The sequence below is a fragment of the Rhizobium sp. LC145 genome (assembly GCF_001005825.1).
Taxonomy (GTDB): Bacteria; Pseudomonadota; Alphaproteobacteria; order Rhizobiales; family Rhizobiaceae; genus Neorhizobium.
Window position 1 is genome coordinate 480,493 of record NZ_LBHV01000001.1, and the last position, 16,960, is coordinate 497,452.

The following is a 16,960-nucleotide window of genomic DNA, read 5'->3' on the forward strand; positions in this document are numbered from 1 at the left end:
GTGGAGGCCTCTGCATGCGCATAATCCGGGCATTCTCGTTTCTGTTGACCCTTTTGCTGGTCGCAGCCGTCGCATTTCTGTTCGTCGCCTGGCGATCCGAAATACCGGTCGACGAGCAGGCCGCGAGCGCCGCTCATCCCCCGGAACTGGTCGCCAAAGGCGCGCAGCTTGCCGCCGTCGGCAATTGCATCGCCTGCCACACCGTGCCGGGCAAGCCGGCTTTTTCAGGCGGGCTCGCGGTTCCGACGCCTTTCGGCACCATCCATTCCACCAATATCACGCCCGACCCGGAAACCGGGATCGGGCACTGGAGCGAGGCGGCCTTCGAGCGCGCCATGCGCGAAGGTGTGGACCGCGACGGCAATCATCTCTATCCCGCCTTCCCCTACGACCACTTCACCTGGGTCACTCCGGAGGACAACAAGGCGCTCTATGCCTTTCTCATGACCCGGCAGCCGGTGAAGGCGGAAACGCCGGACAACAGCCTGACCTTCCCCCTGGAATTCCGGCCGCTGCTCGCCGGCTGGAAGCTGCTCTTCTTCCGCAAGGGGCAATTGCAGCCAGATCCCGGCCAAAGCGCGGAATGGAACCGCGGACGCTATCTATCCGAAGGTCTCGGGCATTGCGGCGCCTGTCATACGCCCCGAAACTCGCTCGGGGCGGAAGACGTGGAACGGCATTTCGCAGGCGGCGAAGCGGAGGGCTGGCAGGCCTATGCGATCGACGAAAACTCCAAGGCGCCGGTTCCCTGGGACGCGGAAAGCCTCGCCTTCTATCTGCGCAACGGCTGGCACGAACTGCATGGCGTCTCGCGCGGGCCCATGGCGGAAGTGACGGGCAATCTCAGCCTTTTGCCCGATAGCGACATCGCCGCGATATCCATCTATGTCGCCTCGCTGATGGGCGAGCCTTCTCCCGAACGGCTGCAAAAGGCCGAGCAGCTCCGCGCGCAGTTCGGCGGCGGCCGCATCATACAGGCTTCCGACAGCCAGACGCCGCCTGCCCCCGCCGCATCCGACCATCCGGGAGCGGCGATCTATCAAGCCGCCTGCGCCACCTGTCACGAGAGCGGCCGGCAGCAGCCTTTCGGCGGCTTGAATTTCGCGCTCAGCACCGCCGTTCACGCGCCCAATCCCCAGAACGTCGTCAACGTGACGTTGTTCGGCCTGCCGCCGGCCGACGGCAAGGCGAGCGCGGTCATGCCGGGCTTTGCCGCCATGCTGACCGATCGGCAGATCGCCGACCTGCTCGCCTATATGCGCGAGCAGTTCTCCGATGAAGCGGCATGGCAAGACCTCGAGGCGCAGGTCGCGAACACGCGCTCGGGCAAATATCACGTCGCCGTCCGGCCATCGGACGGAATCGAGAGGGCGCCGCACAATGTCGGCGCGAAGGAGGAGTGATGGCCATATCGCTGAAAGTGAACGGCGAGGATAAACGGATCGATGCCGATCCGGCCACGCCCCTGCTCTATGTGCTGCGGGACGATCTTGCCCTCAACGGCGCGAAATACGGCTGCGGGCTCGGCCAATGCGGTTCCTGCATGGTGGTGGTGAACGGCGAAGCGGTGCTTTCCTGCATGACGCCGGTCATGCTGATGGAAGGCCGCGAGATCACCACCGTCGAGGGCCTGGGCACGATCGAGGAGCCGGGACCGCTGCAGCAGGCTTTCATAGAGATGCAGGCTGCGCAATGCGGCTACTGCATTCCCGGCATGATGATGAGCGCCCATGCGCTCCTGCGCAGGAACGCCAATCCCAGCGACGAAGACATCCGCCAGGCGCTCGGCACCAATCTCTGTCGCTGCGGCACGCATATGCGAATCATGGCGGCGATCCGCCGGGCGGGCGAACTGATGCAGGCCGCCGGCCTGCCCGCCGCCGGCGAAGGGAGGACGGGCTGATGGATATGCTTGAAACAGGCATCACGCGCCGCGGGCTCATGGCAGGCACCGGCGCGCTCGTCGTCAGCTTTTCCATGGGCCGGGCCCTGGCGCGGGAAGCAGCGCCCCAGCCCGCCGCTCCTCAACCTGCAACTCCCGAGCCGCCTGCCCTTCCCGGCAGCCTCGACGACGAGCGTTTCCTCGATTCCTGGATTCGCATCGATGCCGACAATGCGGTGACGGTGTTCACCGGCAAGGCCGAACTCGGCCAGGGCGTCCGCACCGCTCTCCTGCAGGTGGCCGCGGAGGAGCTGGAGACGGACCCGAAGGACATCGAGCTCGTGACCGCCGATACCGGCCGCACGCCGAACGAGGGTTTTACCGCGGGCAGCCAGTCCATGCAGAACAGCGGCACGGCCATCCGCAACGCCGCCGCGCAGGTGCGCGCCATCCTGCTCGCGGAAGCCGGCCGGCGATTCGGCGTTCCGCCCGAAAGCCTGAAAGTGGAAAACCGGACGATCACCGCGCCGGACGGCAGAAGCGTCACCTATGGCGAGCTCGTCTCCGGCCAGATGCTGCATGTGGAGGCCCAGCCGCAATCGCCGCTGAAGGACCCCGGCAGCTTCCGCCACATGGGAAGGCCAATGCAGCGCGTCGACATTCCGGGAAAGGTGACCGGTCAACCCGCCTATGTGCACGATCTTAGGCTCGAAGGAATGCTGCATGCGCGCGTGGTGCGCCCGCCGAGCGCGGCGGCCCAGCTCAGCGAACTCGACACGACCTCGATCGAGGCCATGCCGGGCGTCGTCTCGGTAGTGCTGGACGGCAATTTCCTGGCGGTCGTCGCGGAGAAGGAATTTCAGGCGATCAACGCAATGCGCGCGCTTTCGGCCGCCTCCCGCTGGGAGGAGAAGGAAACGCTGCCGGATCAGAACGACCTTCCTGCAGCCTTGCAAAACCTGGAGCGGGAAGTCGGAACAGTGGCCGAGGCCGGCAACATGCCGAGCTTCACCGGCCGGATCTTTGCGGCGACGTTTAGCCGGCCCTACCAGATTCACGGCTCGATCGGACCTTCCTGCGCCGTCGCGCATATGAAGCCGGATGGAACGCTGGATGTCTGGTCACATACGCAGGGCGTCTTTCCCGATCGCGCAGCGATCTCCGAGATGCTCGGCATGCCGCCCGAAAAGGTGCGTGTCATCCACATGGAAGGCTCCGGCTGCTACGGCCATAACGGAGCGGACGATGCGGCGGCCGATGCCGCACTGATCGCGACGAAGCTGCCCGGCCGGCCGGTGCGCGTGCAATGGATGCGTGAGCAGGAACATAGCTGGGAGCCCTATGGCCCGGCCATGCTGGTGAAGGTGAAGGCCTCTCTCGACGAGACCGGAAGGATCGCCAACTGGGGCTACGACCTCTGGAGCAACACGCATTCGACGCGTCCCGGGGGAGCGCCCGCCCTTCGGGGGGCGCGGCACAAGGCGCCGCCTTTCCCCGCCTCTCCCGCCAAGATGCAGATCAGCCCTTCGGGCAATGGCGACCGCAATGCCAATCCGCTCTACACGATCGCCAACAAGCGCGTGCTCTGGCATTTCCTGCCGGACATGCCGCTGCGTGTCTCGGCCCTTCGCGCGCTCGGCGCCTATGCCAATGTATTCGCCATCGAAAGCACGATGGACGAACTGGCGATCCTTGCCGACGCCGACCCCGTTGAGTTCCGGCTGAGGCATCTCGAAGACCCGCGCGCCCGCGACGTGGTTCAACTGGCGGCGGAACAGTTCGGCTGGTCGAACATGCCGATGCCGCGCAATCGCGGCCGCGGTTTCGGCTTTGCCCGCTACAAGAACCTTGCCGCCTATATGGCGGTTGCGGTGGAAGCGGAGGTGGAGCCGGAAACCGGGCGCGTGCGGATCGTGCGCGCCGTCTCGGCGATCGACAGCGGCGAGGTGGTCAACCCCGACGGCATCCGCAACCAGACGGAAGGCGGCATTCTGCAGACGATAAGCTGGACGCTCTACGAGGCGGTGAGTTTCGACCGCACGCGCATCACCAGCACCGACTGGTCGAGTTATCCGATCCTGCGGTTCGCGAGCATTCCCGACAAGGTTGACGTCCATATCGTCGGGCGGCCCGGACAGCCCTTCCTCGGGACGGCGGAAGCCGCCCAGGGGCCGACGGCGGGAGCCGTCGCCAACGCGGTCCGCAACGCCACCGGCAAGCGGCTCTACGACCTGCCCCTGACGAGAGACAGGGTGAGAGCGGCGATCGCCACGTGAGAGGCTTTGACTTTTGCCATCCGCGCGTCGAACATGCCACCGCAGCGAAACGATGAACCGGAAGCATGACGATGAGCGATCACGACCACCACGACCATAAGCCCGGCGAGATCGACTGGCGCGAACATGGCGTGAAGGTCATTCCCGGCGATTCGCTCGATCCGAACACCGCGCAGACGCCCGGCATGAACCGCGCGACCGCGATCAATCATGCGAGAGCCGGAGCCGAAAAGATATGGGCGGGGACGGTCACGATCCACGCCAACGCCAAGACCGGCGCCCATCATCACGGCGACCTCGAAAGCATCATCTACGTGGTGAAGGGCAAGGCGCGCATGCGCTGGGGCGACAATCTGGAATATGTGGCGGAAGCCGGTCCCGGCGATTTCATCTACGTGCCGCCCTATGTGCCGCACCAGGAGATCAATGCCAGCCGCGACGAGACACTTGAATGCGTGCTGATGCGCTCCGGCCAGGAGCCGGTGGTCGTCAATCTCGACATCGAGCCGGTGGAAAAGCCCGAAGAGGTGCTGTGGAAAGACCCTATCCACCGATAGATGGGGCGACGCCAAGAGGCAGCCGCAATCGGTTGCTAAAGCTCTATCGCAATTGACCGCCGGGACCCCGTCCAGTAGAAGGCGGCATTCGTTCCGGGCGAGAACCGGAAAATGAAACGCTCCGGAGTTTAGGAAGCGGATGATGCGAGTTCCGCTCAGATCGCGGACGAAAGTCGAAGAGACGCGGGAAAGCCTCCCGCTGCGATGGCCGGTGCTCGCCGCCGCGATGCTGATCGCCGCCTTCTTCGGCCTGATCTCCGGCGTCGTGAAGGAAGTCCGCGTTCCAGGCGGCGTGCTCGCCGCCGAGGGCAATTCCGAGATCCCGCATCTTACCAAGCGCGAGCCATTGCGCGCCGTGCTTTCCGCCGACCGGAAGGACGGCGGGGCCCATTGGACCGGGCATGACGGAGCACTCGAGGCACGCGCCGTCGAGACGGCATTCCGTTCGGGCAGCTCCGCGCTTGCCCTGCCTCTTCCCGCCGCTGCGGCATTGCCGGCCGTAGGCCGCGCCTTCCAGCCCAGAGCACCCCCTGCCCGCGCCTGACGCTTGAACGCTTCGGCGTTTGAAATTATTCGAGAATTTTGCCCTTGCCGCCGCCAGGTCGTGCCGCAGGGCCCAGCAGGAACAGACCCATGAGAAATTCCCCCTGGTTGGTGGCGACCTATGCCTTCATCATCCTGATCGGCGTATTGATCGCGCTGCCGAACGCACTCCCTAATTCCGTGCTCGAGCGTATTCCGAGCTGGCTGCCGCACAGCCGCGTCTCGCTCGGCCTCGACCTGCGCGGTGGCTCGCACCTCGTGCTCGAAGTCGACCGCACCGACCTCGTCAACGAACGGCTCCAGAACCTGCTGCAGGACAGCCGCCGCGTCCTCAGGGATAACGGCATCGATCCGGCCAGCGTCCGCCGCAACGGCGACACCATCACCATCGCGCTACGCGATCCCGCGCAGCGCGGCGCGGCCGTCACCCAGCTCCAGACCCTCGGCAATCCGATCGGCTTCGGCGCGGGCATGGGCCAGTCGGACCTCGACATCCGCACGCCGAACAGCAACACCATCACGCTCGGCTATACAGAAGCAGGCATCACCGCCCATGGCAGCGCGGCGGTCGAGCAGAGCCTCGAGATCATCCGCCAGCGCGTCGACCAGGTAGGCGTTGCCGAACCGACCATCCAGCGCGTCGGCTCCGACCGCGTGCTCGTCCAGCTTCCGGGCGAACAGGACCCCTCCCGCCTACGCCAGCTTCTCGGCTCCACGGCGAAGATGAGCTTCCATCTGCTCGGCAATCAGGGCGAACCGGGCGTGACCATGCTTTCTGACGAAGGCGGTAACCAGTATCCCGTTCTCGATCGCGTCGAGCTTTCCGGCGACCGCCTGACGGACGCCCGCGCCGCCTTCGACCCGCAGACCAACGAACCGGTCGTCAACTTCCGATTCGATACCGCCGGCGCCAACCGCTTCGCCCAGATCACCCAGCAGAATGTCGGCCGGCCGTTTGCGATCGTGCTCGACAACAAGGTGCTGAGCGCACCGGTCATCCGCACGCCGATCACCGGCGGCTCTGGCCAGATCTCCGGCGGCTTCAACGTCGAGGAAGCCAACACGCTCTCCGCGCTGCTGCGCGCCGGCGCGCTGCCAGCCAAGCTGACCGTCATCGAGGAACGCACCGTCGGCGCCGACCTCGGCTCGGACGCCATCGAAATGGGCATCTTCACCGGCTTCATCGGCTTCCTGCTGGTGGTCGGCTTCATGTTCTTCCTGTACGGAACCTGGGGCATTCTCGCCAACGTCGCCCTGTTCATCAACGTCATCCTGACCTTTGCCGGCCTGACGCTGATCGGTGCGACGCTCACGCTCCCCGGCATTGCCGGTATCGTGCTCGGCATCGGCCTGGCCGTCGACGCCAACGTCCTCATCAACGAGCGCATCAAGGAGGAGACCAGGAAGGGCCGCAGTACGTTCGCGGCGATCGACGCGGGCTTCAAGCGCGCCTATTCGACGATCGTCGACAGTAACGTGACGGCGCTCATCGCCACCGTCCTGCTCTTCTGGTTCGGTTCCGGGCCGGTGCGCGGCTTCGCCGTGACCATGGGCCTCGGCATCGCGATCTCGATGTTCACTGCCGTTTCGATCGTCCGGGTCGTGATGGTCTTCGTCGCCGGCCGCTACAAACTGAAGAAGATCGACATCAAGCCGCTTCTGCCGATCAACCTGATCCCGGACGGCACCCAGATCAACTTCATGAAGGGCCGCTTCATCGGCCTCGGCGTCTCGCTGTTCCTTTCGGTCGCCTCCATCATCCTCTTCATCACGCCCGGCCTCAATTACGGCGTCGATTTCCGCGGCGGCATCCAGATGGAAGTCGTCACCCAGAACGAAGCCGATCTCGCGGCCTTCCGCTCCGGCCTGAACGAACTCGGTCTCGGCGAAGTGGCGCTGCAGGAATTCGGCGGCCATAACCGCCTTCTGGTGCGCGTCGAACGCCAGCCCGGCGGCGAGGAAGCACAGACGGCAGCCGTCGAGCACCTGAAGACGGAGGTCGTGAAGATCGATCCGACAGCCAAGGTCGAACGGACGGAAGTGGTCGGCCCGAAGGTCAGCGGCGAGCTTGCCACCGCGGGCATTCTCTCCGTCGTGCTCGCGTCGCTCGCCATGCTCATCTACATCTGGGCGCGGTTCGAATGGCCCTTCGCCGTCGGCGCGATCGCAACGCTCGTTCTCGACGTGACGAAGACGATCGGCTTCTTCGCGCTGACCGGCCTCGACTTCAACCTCACGGCCATCGCGGCCCTGCTCACGTTGGTCGGCTACTCGGTCAACGACAAGGTCGTCGTCTACGACCGCATGCGCGAAAACATGCGGCTCTACAAGAAGATGCCGCTGCGCGAGCTGATCGACCGCTCGATCAACGAAACGCTGGCACGAAGCCTCTACACGTCCGTCACGGCCTTCCTCGCCATGCTGCCCATGGCGATCTGGGGCGGAAGCGCGGTCGAGAGCTTCGCCATCCCCATGGTCTTCGGCATCGTGGTCGCGGCTTCCTCGTCGGTCTTCATCGCCGCTCCGATCCTGCTCTTCCTCGGCGACTGGCGCACGCGCCGCGCCAAGGCGGCAGCGGAGAGCGCGGGCCAGCCGGCGATCGAAGAAGGCGAGCGTCCGAGCCAGGCGTGAGTTCAGCTTCCTCACCGATACTTCCGAAGGGCGGATGCTTCATCCGCCCTTTTCCTTGAGAGCCGTTAGAGTCGATGATCGATCTCGCCGCCTATGCGGGCTTGTTTGCCGCGGCCTTCATCGCCGCCACGATCTTTCCGATGCAGTCGGAAGCGATCCTCGTCGGCCTCATGCTGACGGGCAAGTATTCCGTGCCGGGACTCATCGCCGTCGCCTCCGTCGGCAACACACTCGGCTCGGCGGTCAACTGGCTGCTCGGGCGCGGCATCGAGCGTTTCCGCGGCAGCCGCTGGTTTCCCGCAACGCCGGCACAGCTCGAGCGCGCCGAGCGCTGGTACCGCAAATATGGAAAATGGTCGCTGCTCCTTGCCTGGCTGCCGGTCGGCGGCGATGCGATCACGGTGGTCGCCGGCGTGCTGAAGGAGCCGCTCTGGAGCTTTCTCCTGCTCGTTTTCATCGGCAAGCTGGCGCGCTATCTGGCGCTCGCCTTCGCGACGGCGGGCGTCATGGCTTAGCCCAACTGGTAGTCAGCCTCGGGCTTCCCCTCCGAGATCGGCAAGCATCTTCCAGAGATCGTTGAAAAGCGTATGGGAAAACGCCTCGAAGGAAGCGCCCTTCGGCTCATCCTTCCAGCGCTCCGCACCGATGCGCAGCATGCCGATGACGACCGCGGCCAGCAGGCGCATGCGGTCCCGCTCCTCCTTCGAACGGGCGCGGGCCTCCAGCGCCTCGGCAAGCTTCTGCTCCAGCTTGGCGTATTTGAGCTGGTCGCGCGCCTTGAGCGCCGGCGTCCTGTTGATGAGATCGCCGATCGCAAGCGCGCGCTGGTCGGCGGCCGCGACTACGGTGTCGAGCAAGGCATGCCTGACCACGCTCACCGCGGGCTCTTCCGGAGGGCGCTTGGCGATCGCGTTCATGAGATGCTGCGCGAAAGTATCCTGCCAGGCGAAGACCACGTCTTCCTTCGAGGGAAAGTAATCGAAGAAGCTGCGCTTGGAGACATCGGCGGCTTCCGCGATATCCTCGACCGTCGTTTCCTCGAACCCTCTTTCAAGAAAGAGCGTCATCGCCGCCTGCTGGATACGCTCCCGCGTCTGGCGGCGCTTGCGTTCGCGCCGGCCCTCCGCCGCTTCTCTCGGTTTTTTCTCAGTCATCCGGTTTGAAGCGTTCCCGCGAGAGTTCGAGCGGCTTGCGTCGGGAGATCCGGTAGACCGCGGCGGGCGGAAGATTGCGCATCGTGCCGCCGATATGGGTGGCCTTGAGCCCCAAGCGATCGAGGATCGGCCGCGGCACGGGGCAACGCGGCCCGTAGGTGAACTGGTAGAAGGAGCCGCCCGGACGCATATAGGCGAAGGAACTGGCGAGAATAGCGGTGACCTTGCGTGGCGACATGGACAGGAGCGGCAGACCGCTCACCACCGCGCCGACCGGCTGCCCCTCGAAGATACCGGCCCTGCCGAGCCGGGCCGCATCCATCTGCAGGACATGCGCCTGGGGAAACCGCGAGCGCAGGCCATCGATGAATTCCGGGCCGAATTCCACCAGCGTCAAATCGGATTCGGCGACGCCGCGCGAAAGAAGCGCGCGCGTGAAGACACCGGTTCCCGGACCGAGCTCGATGATCGGTCCGTCGATCGGAGCGATCTCCTGGGTCATCAGGCGGGCAAGCGGATTGCCCGACGGCGTCACCGCCGCCACCCGCAGCGGATGGCTGATCCAGGACCGAAAGAAATGCAGGAAATCAGATAGTGCGATATCGGCCGTCATCGCTATGTCCCCGGCTTTTGAAATACGAATCCAATTGGCGGGCGAACATCGCTCCGGGGACGTGGCGATTCCAAGGCAGGAATTCGGCCCACCGTCGCGATTTCTTCCAACCGGCATAGCTATACCTACTGCAATATTGCATTAGATGCAATGTTTTTCGCGGGACGATTTGAAAAACGGGAAAGGAGGGGTCTGCCATGCGAGCACATATTTCAGCCGTTTCGCGGGCGAACGGCCGCGTATTCGAGGCGTGATGACGGGTCGTGCAGCTCACCGGACCGGCTCGCCCCGGCCTGCCAAGGACTTTGAAACGCTCGTACTTTTCTTCCCGTCCGGCCGCGCTAGTTCTCATCTGACGCCCTGCACGCACCGTATTTCAGGAGGATGGCATGAAACATACGGCGAAAGTGGGAGAAGAAAGAACCGAACTGAAGCGGGTCATGGGGCCGGGCCTGCTCCTCCTGTTCATCGTCGGAGATATCCTCGGCACGGGCATCTACGCGCTGACCGGCCAGGTGGCGGCGCAGGTGGGCGGCGTGGTCTGGCTGCCTTTCGTGGTCGCTTTCGTCGTGGCTCTGCTCACCGCCTTCAGCTACCTCGAACTGGTGACGAAATATCCCCGCGCGGCCGGAGCCGCCCTCTACACCCACAAGGCATTCGGCATCCATTTTCTGACGTTTCTGGTCGCCTTCGCGGTAATGTCGTCCGGTATCACATCGGCCTCCACCGCATCCCGCGCCTTTGCGGCAAACTTCTCCTCTGCCTTCGGTTTCGATTTCGGCGCCTACGGGGTCACCCTCGTCGCGCTCTGCTTCATAGCGCTGGTAGGGGTCATCAATTTCCGGGGCGTGACCGAAAGCGTCATGACCAACGTGCTGCTGACGGTCGTGGAGCTTACCGGCCTTCTGATCATTATCGCCATTGGCCTGTGGGCCATCTCGGCTGGCCAGGGCGATATTTCGCGGGCCTGGGATTTCCAGCCCGCCGGCGACCGCGGCGTCTTCTGGTCTGTGATCGGGGCGACGACGCTCGCCTTCTTCGCGATGGTGGGCTTCGAGGATTCCGTCAACATGGCGGAGGAATGCAAGGAACCGAGCCGCATGTTCCCGAAGGTCCTGCTTTCCGGCCTTGTCATCACCGGCCTGATCTACGTGCTGGTTTCGATCTCCGCCATTGCGCTCGTTCCCGCCGCGGAACTGGGTGAAGGCGACACGCCGCTCCTGAAAGTCGTCCAGGCCGGCGCGCCCGCCTTCCCGCTCGGCATTTTCGGCATCATCACCATGTTCGCCGTGGCAAACTCGGCGCTCATCAACATGATGATGGCGAGCCGGCTGATCTATGGCATGAGCCGCGAAGCGGTATTGCCCGCATCCCTCGGCAAGGTCCATGCGACCCGCCGCACGCCCTTCGTGGCGATCCTCTTCACCACCGCGCTCGCCTTTGCGCTGATCACCTTTGCCGGCAGCGTTCCCGCGCTCGGCGGCACGACGGCGCTGCTGCTGCTCTGCGTCTTCACGGTGGTGAACATCGCGGTGCTCGTGCTGCGCAAGGACAAGGTCGAACATCAACACTTCCGCACGCCGACCATCCTGCCGGTGCTGGGCGCCATCTCCTGTGCGTTCCTGGCCGGTCCATGGACGGGGCGCGATCCGGTTCAATACCTGATCGCCGCCTGCCTGCTCGCGCTCGGCGTGGTGCTGTGGCTCGCGACCGTCGGCATCATGCGAAGCGCGCGTCAGGCCACCTAGAGCGTTTCAGCGCTTCGGCCTCACGGAGAGGCGGCCATTTTCCGAAATGTGCGGCACCACCGCCCGATAATCCATGAGCTTCGGGTGAGCGGTTTCGATCGGATGGGCGTGCGTCGCGGTGATGACCATGACATCGGCGCCGGCGGCTTCGCCGGCCTCTACGCCCGCCAGCACATCCTCGAAGACCAGCGCTTGCGCCGGATCGATCCCCAGGCGCTCGGCGCCCAGGATATAGCATTGCGGATTGGGCTTACCCACCGCGACATCCTCGGCCGTCACCATGAAGCGCGGCTCGGGAATGCCGGCCGCCGCAAGCCGCCGCTTGGCAAGCTCGATCGGCGAGGAGGTGACGATCGCCCATTTTTCCGGCGGCAAAGCGGCCAGGAACTCGACGGCGCCGGGGATCGGTACCACGCCCTCGACGTCCTCGATCTCCCCGCGAAGGATGAGGTCGGCTTCCGCCTGCGGGTCGATCCCCGGCAGATCGAGCGCCGTAATGGTATCGATGCCGCGCTTGCCGTGCATGGTCGGCAGGAATTTTTCCACGTCCAGGCCGTTCGCCGCCGCCCATCGGCCCCAGACACGTTCGGCTGCGGCAAGCGAATTGAGGATCGTGCCGTCCATGTCGAACAGGAAGGCGGCGTAGTCTTTTTCTGAAATGGACACGGATGAATTTCCCGGATTGCGAGTCGAAAGCGACATCAATCAAATAGCTTCGCCGGTGAAAACAGGCAAATAAGTCGTCCGCATGACCGCCAGAAAACCGCCGGAGAATTTATGGGCCGGCCCCACGAATTTATGCCGCGACTCGCCTTCGGGTGATATGCCTCGGCTGAGGAGCAAAGCTTGGGAGGGCACATCGTCATGACGCGATGGGGACAGGTCGCGATCGCCGTTCTTGCCGGGATCGCGGCGGCCTTGCATATCGGCAAGGTGCCGCCGGCGCTCCCCTTGCTGCGCGCGGAGCTCGGCATGGACCTGGCCGCCGCCGGCTGGCTGATGGGCCTGGTGAGCGCCATCGGCGCCGTCTGCGGGCTATTCATCGGCCGCCTCACAGATCAGCTCAACCATCGTCGTTCTATGATTCTCGGCCTCCTTTTTCTGGCGGCCGGAAGTCTTGCCGGCGCCCTCACCTCTTCCGAAGCGGTGGTCTTCGCAAGCCGCGCGGTCGAAAGCGTCGGGCTCATCATGACGGTGGTGGCCGCACCCGGCCTGATCGCCTCGGTTACGGCACCTTCCGATCGGGCCGTCGCCTTCGCCATATGGGGTGTCTGGCTGCCCATGGGCGTCGCCGTGATGATGCTTGCCTCGCCGTTCACTCTTCCCGCCTTCGGCTGGCGCGGCTCATGGGTTGCCGCCACGCTTGCCTGTCTCGTGCCGCTGGCGGCGCTCGCTGCGACCGGCTCGTCAACGCGCGCCGCGCCCACGGCCTCGTCCGCTTCGCTGGTGACGGGTTTGCGCCTCACCGCGGGCCAACCGGCCTCCTGGCTGCTGGCCGGCATCTTCGCGACCTACAGCTCGAGCTTCATGTCCGTCTTCGGCTTTCTGCCGACCATGCTGATCGAGGACATGGGACTGGCGCTGACGCTTGCCTCGGTAATGACGGCGCTTGCCGTTCTCGCCAATGCGGGCGGCAATGTGCTCGGCGGCTTTCTCGCCAGGCTGGGCATCGCCCGCTGGCTGCTTATCGCCGGCCCTTGCGTCATCCTCACGCTGATGGCCTTCGCCGTCTTCAGCGGCGGCTTACCTTTAAGCCTGCGATATGGAGCCGCCGTCGTCTATGCCGTCTCGGGCGGGCTCCTGCCCGCGACATTGATGGGGGCGCTTCCGGTCTACTCACCGCGCCCGGATCTCGTGGGGACCATGAGCGGCTTCGTGATGCAGGGTTCCAATATCGGGCAATGCGCCGGGCCGCTTCTGGTTGGCTCGATCGTGGCCGCCCATGGATGGTCCGCGGCCCCCTTCTTCGTCGCCTTCACGGCGGTTATAGGCTTTGCGCTCGCCCTCGCCTTCCGCACTCTGGAGGCGCGGCGGACAAGGGTGGCGGGCGCGGAATGAAGCGTCCCGAAAATTTCACGAAATTTTCGCAATGACGCTGGACAAGCCGATCGTTCCACTTTATACGCCCCCTCACACCGCCGGCGCCACCTGGCCGCCGACGATGGATCTTGGGTGATTAGCTCAGTTGGTAGAGCAGCTGACTCTTAATCAGCGGGTCGTAGGTTCGAGCCCTACATCACCCACCATCATTTCAACAGGTTAGAGACAGACGTTCAAGCGTGCTTTCAACGGATTGGAAGCCCGTCCTCGTGCCTTTCCACATGCCATCAGGCGACGCCCCGACAAAACTCAGTACGAAAAGTTATTCGGTCCACCAGGTGCAGACGGTCCAACATGTCTGCAAAGCAGCCTCCGGCTTAGAGGAGGCTGTTTGAAACTATCCATCAGCCGCAGGGGAAAAATCTATGCAACCCCATCCTCTTTCTTTTCGAGGCGTTCAACTTTGATGAGCATCAGCTCCTGCAGGATCAACCCGCAGAAATAAGTCACCATATCATAGCGCGCCGCACGCGATTTTTTTAAAACGGAACGTACGTCCGAAGCGATACTGGCGCCAATATCGTTATCATTGCTTATGCTCATAGCACTAAAGCTCCAAATCGCCCCTCAGCCTGCCTCATGCGGCATCTGACATCAGCGACAATACTGATCGGGCCGGTGTTGACCGACGATAGAGTGGCGTGTCGACGTTCAGCGATTCACGCATGTCCGCAAGGATGCCCTGAGAGACCTCGAAAGCACCGCAGCAGACCGGATGCCGGCCATACCCGTCAGAGCGCCCCAATTCATCGACCTCCACCCCGGCGCGTCGATAGACCCGCTTGAGGTGCGGTTCATAATTGGAAATCATCGTGTGTACGCCATGAGCGAGCGCGCATTCGCAAAGGGCCAGAAGCAGCAAGCTGAACGCACGCCCAGCGTCGATGTTCGGATGGTCGGCAGCAATGGCCTGCTCGTCCATGCACATCCGCGTCCCCTCCCAAATGCCGGGAGCCACCAGGTTGACCGAGGCTGGGAAGGTCGCCCGGAACGTGTCGTAGAGCAGCGTGGGGCCGGTTGTCGGCATCAGGCGCATGCTACCGTAAAGGCGGCTCAAATCATCGCTGCACCAGACGAGGTAGACAGGATTTAGCTCATCATAGATATCCCGCTCGCGGTCACCGGAGGCGGGTATGTTCCAGCCGAGCGTGTCGATGAAGACACGTTTGCGGTGGCGGAACATCTGATCGAGAATATGGGAGTATTTCGTATATTCATGTGCTTGAATCGTAACAAACATTTTGAACTCCGTCCCGTTTGTCTACAGGGCGGAGAATGGTTCAAATTTTAGTTGTCAGAAATTCGCACGTAGAGGCTAACACATAGGCCTTCGTACGTATGTGGGAGGGGTTATCCCCGGATGAGACGCAGCGCCATCGCCTTCGCCACAGCTTGCGAGAGATTGGCGCAATCCAGCTTGAAGCGCACCGATCGCATATAGGTGCGCACCGTATGCTCGGAGATCGCCAGGATGATCGCGATGTCTTTGGATTCCTTGCCCTGACTGATCCAGTAGAGCGTTTCCAGTTCGCGCGGGCTGATCTGCGGGAAGGGATCCTTGTCACCGTAGAGCTCCACCACCGCCTTGCGGTGGAGAGTGTGCGCCAACTCCGCCCAGTCCTGCTGGTGGCGTTGCAGATAGCCTTCCCAATCCGTCACATGCGGATGCGCATTGAACGATACCAGTGCGCGCCTGGATACCTTGTCGATTACCGGAATCGAGTAGCCGTTCGGACTGAGGCCGCTCGTCTGGAAATCGGAGAAGAGTTCGAAACACTCCGGACCGACGTCAACCTCGGTCCAGCTGAACGGTAGCTGCCGCAGGAGCCCTTCCCGCACGATCGGATCGATCGTGACATATCCCTTGAGGAGATAACGCGCGACCCAGCCATCCGGATAGGTCGTGCGCACGAAGGGTGCGTCGACTGCCGTCCCGCGCGCAATCGTCTGTGCATGATGATAGGTCACATGCGCGACCTCCTCATAGCAGTCCCGAAGCGCCGCGATCGCCGCCCCGACATTGGCCGCCGACTTTATTGCCGCAAACGCCTTTTCGTATATGAGGGTCTCGCTATCATCTACCGTCATCGCCTGCGCCCCAACTTTATGGCCGAAACGTAACGGTTGCATTGTAAGCAAGCAAGGGTCCTCGTACATGTGTACGATGTGACAATGCGAAGGCGCCGTGCTAGCAGACCTTATGCGTAATGATGGCAAATTACCCAGCGATACGGTCGGAGGCGCTTGTTCCATGACGGTGCATCAAGCTCTCGCCGCCCTGAGTATCTACGGAGATTTGGCGGGGTCGGAAACGCTCACGCGCGCATTGGTCGCCGAGCGCACCGGATCGCTCGATCAGGCAGCCTTCTGGATCGATGTGTATCAGGAACTCTGCCACGAGAGAGCGGGTAGCGAAGAGCCGCCGGATCACTCGTAGGATGCGATTCGGCCCCCGCTTTTCAGGGCCGGCTGCTCGCTCATAGCAGATCGCGGGCGTGGCATTCGTGCGCCGCCATTCCGATGCAGGAACAATTTGCGTCCGCAGATGTTTGCCGCCCATGGTTGACCAACGAACCGATTCTTCCCGGTCTGGAGCCCGGTTTCCGACCGCGGCTGGCATTTTCTTCGGGCTTGGTCTCGGCGGATTCTTCGATGGGATCGTCCTGCATCAGGTCCTCCAATGGCACCATATGGCGACAAGCGCGGGATATTCCGCCGACAGTGTCGAAAACCTGAGGCTCAACATCCTGCTCGACGGCCTCTTCCACATCTGTACTTACATTTTCGTGGTGATCGGGCTGGTGATCCTCTGGCGTTCGGCGCATCGCAGGCATCTCTACTGGTCGAGCAAGATGCTGGTCGGCTCGATGCTGATGGGTTTCGGCCTGTTCAACCTCGTCGAAGGCCTGATCAATCATCAGATCCTCGGCCTTCACCACGTGAACGAGACGGTGCCGCGCGAACAATGGATCTATTGGGATATGGGCTTCCTGGCCTGGGGCGCCCTCATGCTTGCCGGCGGCTGGGTACTCTCAAGGGTCGGCAAACACGAGAGCCCGTCCGAGCGGTGACCCGCCTTCCGGCGGCCACATCCTTACGTGGTGGAACAAATTCCCCGAACGAGCATTGTGTGGGAGGACAAGGAGGAAGTGAACATGACTATGGACCCGTATGACAACAAGCCAGATCTCCGGACGACTCCGGAATCTCCGCGTCGTTCCATGTGGGGTGCCTGGATTGCCGTGATTGCGGTCATCCTGGTCGGTGCCTTCATATGGTCGCAGATGGGCAACTCGCCCACGGACCCGGCAACCACGTCGTCCACGACACCGCCGCCGGCCACCAGTGAGCCCGCCACGCCTTCACCGGCTCCGGCAACTCCTGGCGCACCGCCTGCAGGCAGCCCGGCTCCGGCTACTCCGTCGACGGGCGGCAATACGCAGCCGTAACGGTGTC

At 63.5% G+C, this 16,960-nt stretch carries 18 protein-coding genes and 1 tRNA gene; 13 read left to right on the plus strand and 6 right to left on the minus strand.

Features of this window, described 5'->3' with window-relative positions; all coding sequences use genetic code 11:
- Positions 1-14 precede the first annotated feature (14 nt).
- From YH62_RS02470 to YH62_RS02500, 7 genes are all read left to right on the plus strand, one after another.
- Complete coding sequence (locus YH62_RS02470) at positions 15-1,403, plus strand: cytochrome c (protein ID WP_046792551.1); 1,389 nt, start codon at positions 15-17, stop codon at positions 1,401-1,403.
- The gene (locus YH62_RS02475) at positions 1,403-1,903 is read left to right on the plus strand and encodes a (2Fe-2S)-binding protein (protein WP_046792552.1); all 501 of its coding nucleotides are present in this window, start codon (positions 1,403-1,405) and stop codon (positions 1,901-1,903) included. The genes YH62_RS02470 and YH62_RS02475 overlap by 1 nt, the downstream gene beginning before the upstream one ends.
- Positions 1,903-4,158: a xanthine dehydrogenase family protein molybdopterin-binding subunit gene (locus YH62_RS02480; RefSeq protein ID WP_046792553.1), complete on the plus strand. Its 2,256-nt coding sequence runs from the start codon at positions 1,903-1,905 to the stop codon at positions 4,156-4,158. Before YH62_RS02475 ends, YH62_RS02480 begins: the two co-directional genes overlap by 1 nt.
- Before the next feature lie 71 nt (positions 4,159-4,229).
- Positions 4,230-4,715, plus strand: a complete 486-nt coding sequence (locus YH62_RS02485; protein WP_046792554.1) for a cupin domain-containing protein — start codon at positions 4,230-4,232, stop codon at positions 4,713-4,715.
- Between the two features lie 139 nt (positions 4,716-4,854).
- Positions 4,855-5,259, plus strand: coding sequence for a hypothetical protein (locus YH62_RS02490; protein WP_046792555.1), 405 nt, complete (start codon positions 4,855-4,857; stop codon positions 5,257-5,259).
- An 89-nt stretch (positions 5,260-5,348) separates the two neighbouring features.
- Positions 5,349-7,889 (plus strand): protein translocase subunit SecD, encoded by a 2,541-nt coding sequence (gene secD, locus YH62_RS02495; protein ID WP_046792556.1) that lies wholly within the window; start codon positions 5,349-5,351, stop codon positions 7,887-7,889.
- A 74-nt stretch (positions 7,890-7,963) separates the two neighbouring features.
- Positions 7,964-8,404: a YqaA family protein gene (locus YH62_RS02500; protein WP_046792557.1), complete on the plus strand. Its 441-nt coding sequence runs from the start codon at positions 7,964-7,966 to the stop codon at positions 8,402-8,404.
- 12 nt (positions 8,405-8,416) lie between these two features.
- Here the strand turns inward: YH62_RS02500 and YH62_RS02505 are convergent, their stop codons facing one another.
- Positions 8,417-9,043, minus strand: a complete 627-nt coding sequence (locus YH62_RS02505; RefSeq protein ID WP_046792558.1) for a TetR family transcriptional regulator — start codon at positions 9,041-9,043, stop codon at positions 8,417-8,419.
- Positions 9,036-9,656 (minus strand): methyltransferase domain-containing protein, encoded by a 621-nt coding sequence (locus YH62_RS02510; protein WP_046792559.1) that lies wholly within the window; start codon positions 9,654-9,656, stop codon positions 9,036-9,038. The genes YH62_RS02505 and YH62_RS02510 overlap by 8 nt, the downstream gene beginning before the upstream one ends.
- Before the next feature lie 389 nt (positions 9,657-10,045).
- Between YH62_RS02510 and YH62_RS02515 the strand changes: the two genes are divergently transcribed.
- Positions 10,046-11,404, plus strand: coding sequence for an APC family permease (locus tag YH62_RS02515; RefSeq protein WP_046792560.1), 1,359 nt, complete (start codon positions 10,046-10,048; stop codon positions 11,402-11,404).
- 6 nt (positions 11,405-11,410) lie between these two features.
- Here YH62_RS02515 and YH62_RS02520 read toward each other — a convergent pair whose 3' ends face one another.
- The gene (locus YH62_RS02520; RefSeq protein ID WP_046792561.1) at positions 11,411-12,106 is read right to left on the minus strand and encodes an HAD family hydrolase; all 696 of its coding nucleotides are present in this window, start codon (positions 12,104-12,106) and stop codon (positions 11,411-11,413) included.
- 162 nt (positions 12,107-12,268) lie between these two features.
- On the opposite strand from YH62_RS02520, the gene YH62_RS02525 reads away from it, so the two are divergent.
- Together YH62_RS02525 and YH62_RS02530 are read left to right on the plus strand one after the other, a co-directional pair.
- Entirely contained in the window at positions 12,269-13,462 is a 1,194-nt protein-coding gene (locus YH62_RS02525) for an MFS transporter (RefSeq protein ID WP_052760330.1), read from the plus strand.
- Between the two features lie 112 nt (positions 13,463-13,574).
- Positions 13,575-13,650: transfer RNA gene (locus YH62_RS02530), tRNA-Lys, on the plus strand.
- Positions 13,651-13,867: 217 nt separating this feature from the next.
- Here YH62_RS02530 and YH62_RS02535 read toward each other — a convergent pair.
- From YH62_RS02535 to YH62_RS02545, 3 genes are all read right to left on the minus strand, one after another.
- Positions 13,868-14,047, minus strand: a complete 180-nt coding sequence (locus YH62_RS02535; RefSeq protein WP_046792562.1) for a hypothetical protein — start codon at positions 14,045-14,047, stop codon at positions 13,868-13,870.
- 34 nt (positions 14,048-14,081) lie between these two features.
- Complete coding sequence (locus tag YH62_RS02540) at positions 14,082-14,744, minus strand: acyl-homoserine-lactone synthase (protein WP_046792563.1); 663 nt, start codon at positions 14,742-14,744, stop codon at positions 14,082-14,084.
- A 110-nt stretch (positions 14,745-14,854) separates the two neighbouring features.
- Positions 14,855-15,592 (minus strand): autoinducer binding domain-containing protein, encoded by a 738-nt coding sequence (locus tag YH62_RS02545; protein ID WP_046792564.1) that lies wholly within the window; start codon positions 15,590-15,592, stop codon positions 14,855-14,857.
- Between the two features lie 163 nt (positions 15,593-15,755).
- On the opposite strand from YH62_RS02545, the gene YH62_RS02550 reads away from it, so the two are divergent.
- From YH62_RS02550 to YH62_RS29315, 3 genes are all read left to right on the plus strand, one after another.
- Positions 15,756-15,941, plus strand: coding sequence for a hypothetical protein (locus tag YH62_RS02550; RefSeq protein ID WP_046792565.1), 186 nt, complete (start codon positions 15,756-15,758; stop codon positions 15,939-15,941).
- A 121-nt stretch (positions 15,942-16,062) separates the two neighbouring features.
- On the plus strand, positions 16,063-16,575 hold the full coding sequence (locus YH62_RS02555; RefSeq protein WP_046792566.1) for a DUF2243 domain-containing protein: 513 nt from the start codon (positions 16,063-16,065) through the stop codon (positions 16,573-16,575).
- Between the two features lie 84 nt (positions 16,576-16,659).
- Positions 16,660-16,953 (plus strand): hypothetical protein, encoded by a 294-nt coding sequence (locus tag YH62_RS29315; RefSeq protein ID WP_082118213.1) that lies wholly within the window; start codon positions 16,660-16,662, stop codon positions 16,951-16,953.
- The last annotated feature ends 7 nt before the right edge of the window (positions 16,954-16,960 follow it).

Bases quoted from the DNA above. Each gene is read 5' to 3' on its own strand.
- YH62_RS02470 (WP_046792551.1), top strand. From the start codon at position 15: ATGCGCATAATCCGGGCATTCTCGTTTCTGTTGACCCTTTTGCTGGTC.
- YH62_RS02475 (WP_046792552.1), top strand. From the start codon at position 1,403: ATGGCCATATCGCTGAAAGTGAACGGCGAGGATAAACGGATCGATGCC.
- YH62_RS02480 (WP_046792553.1), top strand. From the start codon at position 1,903: ATGGATATGCTTGAAACAGGCATCACGCGCCGCGGGCTCATGGCAGGC.
- YH62_RS02485 (WP_046792554.1), top strand. From the start codon at position 4,230: ATGAGCGATCACGACCACCACGACCATAAGCCCGGCGAGATCGACTGG.
- YH62_RS02490 (WP_046792555.1), top strand. From the start codon at position 4,855: ATGATGCGAGTTCCGCTCAGATCGCGGACGAAAGTCGAAGAGACGCGG.
- secD (WP_046792556.1), top strand. From the start codon at position 5,349: ATGAGAAATTCCCCCTGGTTGGTGGCGACCTATGCCTTCATCATCCTG.
- YH62_RS02500 (WP_046792557.1), top strand. From the start codon at position 7,964: ATGATCGATCTCGCCGCCTATGCGGGCTTGTTTGCCGCGGCCTTCATC.
- YH62_RS02505 (WP_046792558.1), bottom strand. From the start codon at position 9,043: ATGACTGAGAAAAAACCGAGAGAAGCGGCGGAGGGCCGGCGCGAACGC.
- YH62_RS02510 (WP_046792559.1), bottom strand. From the start codon at position 9,656: ATGACGGCCGATATCGCACTATCTGATTTCCTGCATTTCTTTCGGTCC.
- YH62_RS02515 (WP_046792560.1), top strand. From the start codon at position 10,046: ATGAAACATACGGCGAAAGTGGGAGAAGAAAGAACCGAACTGAAGCGG.
- YH62_RS02520 (WP_046792561.1), bottom strand. From the start codon at position 12,106: ATGTCGCTTTCGACTCGCAATCCGGGAAATTCATCCGTGTCCATTTCA.
- YH62_RS02525 (WP_052760330.1), top strand. From the start codon at position 12,269: ATGACGCGATGGGGACAGGTCGCGATCGCCGTTCTTGCCGGGATCGCG.
- YH62_RS02535 (WP_046792562.1), bottom strand. From the start codon at position 14,047: ATGAGCATAAGCAATGATAACGATATTGGCGCCAGTATCGCTTCGGAC.
- YH62_RS02540 (WP_046792563.1), bottom strand. From the start codon at position 14,744: ATGTTTGTTACGATTCAAGCACATGAATATACGAAATACTCCCATATT.
- YH62_RS02545 (WP_046792564.1), bottom strand. From the start codon at position 15,592: ATGACGGTAGATGATAGCGAGACCCTCATATACGAAAAGGCGTTTGCG.
- YH62_RS02550 (WP_046792565.1), top strand. From the start codon at position 15,756: ATGACGGTGCATCAAGCTCTCGCCGCCCTGAGTATCTACGGAGATTTG.
- YH62_RS02555 (WP_046792566.1), top strand. From the start codon at position 16,063: ATGGTTGACCAACGAACCGATTCTTCCCGGTCTGGAGCCCGGTTTCCG.
- YH62_RS29315 (WP_082118213.1), top strand. From the start codon at position 16,660: ATGACTATGGACCCGTATGACAACAAGCCAGATCTCCGGACGACTCCG.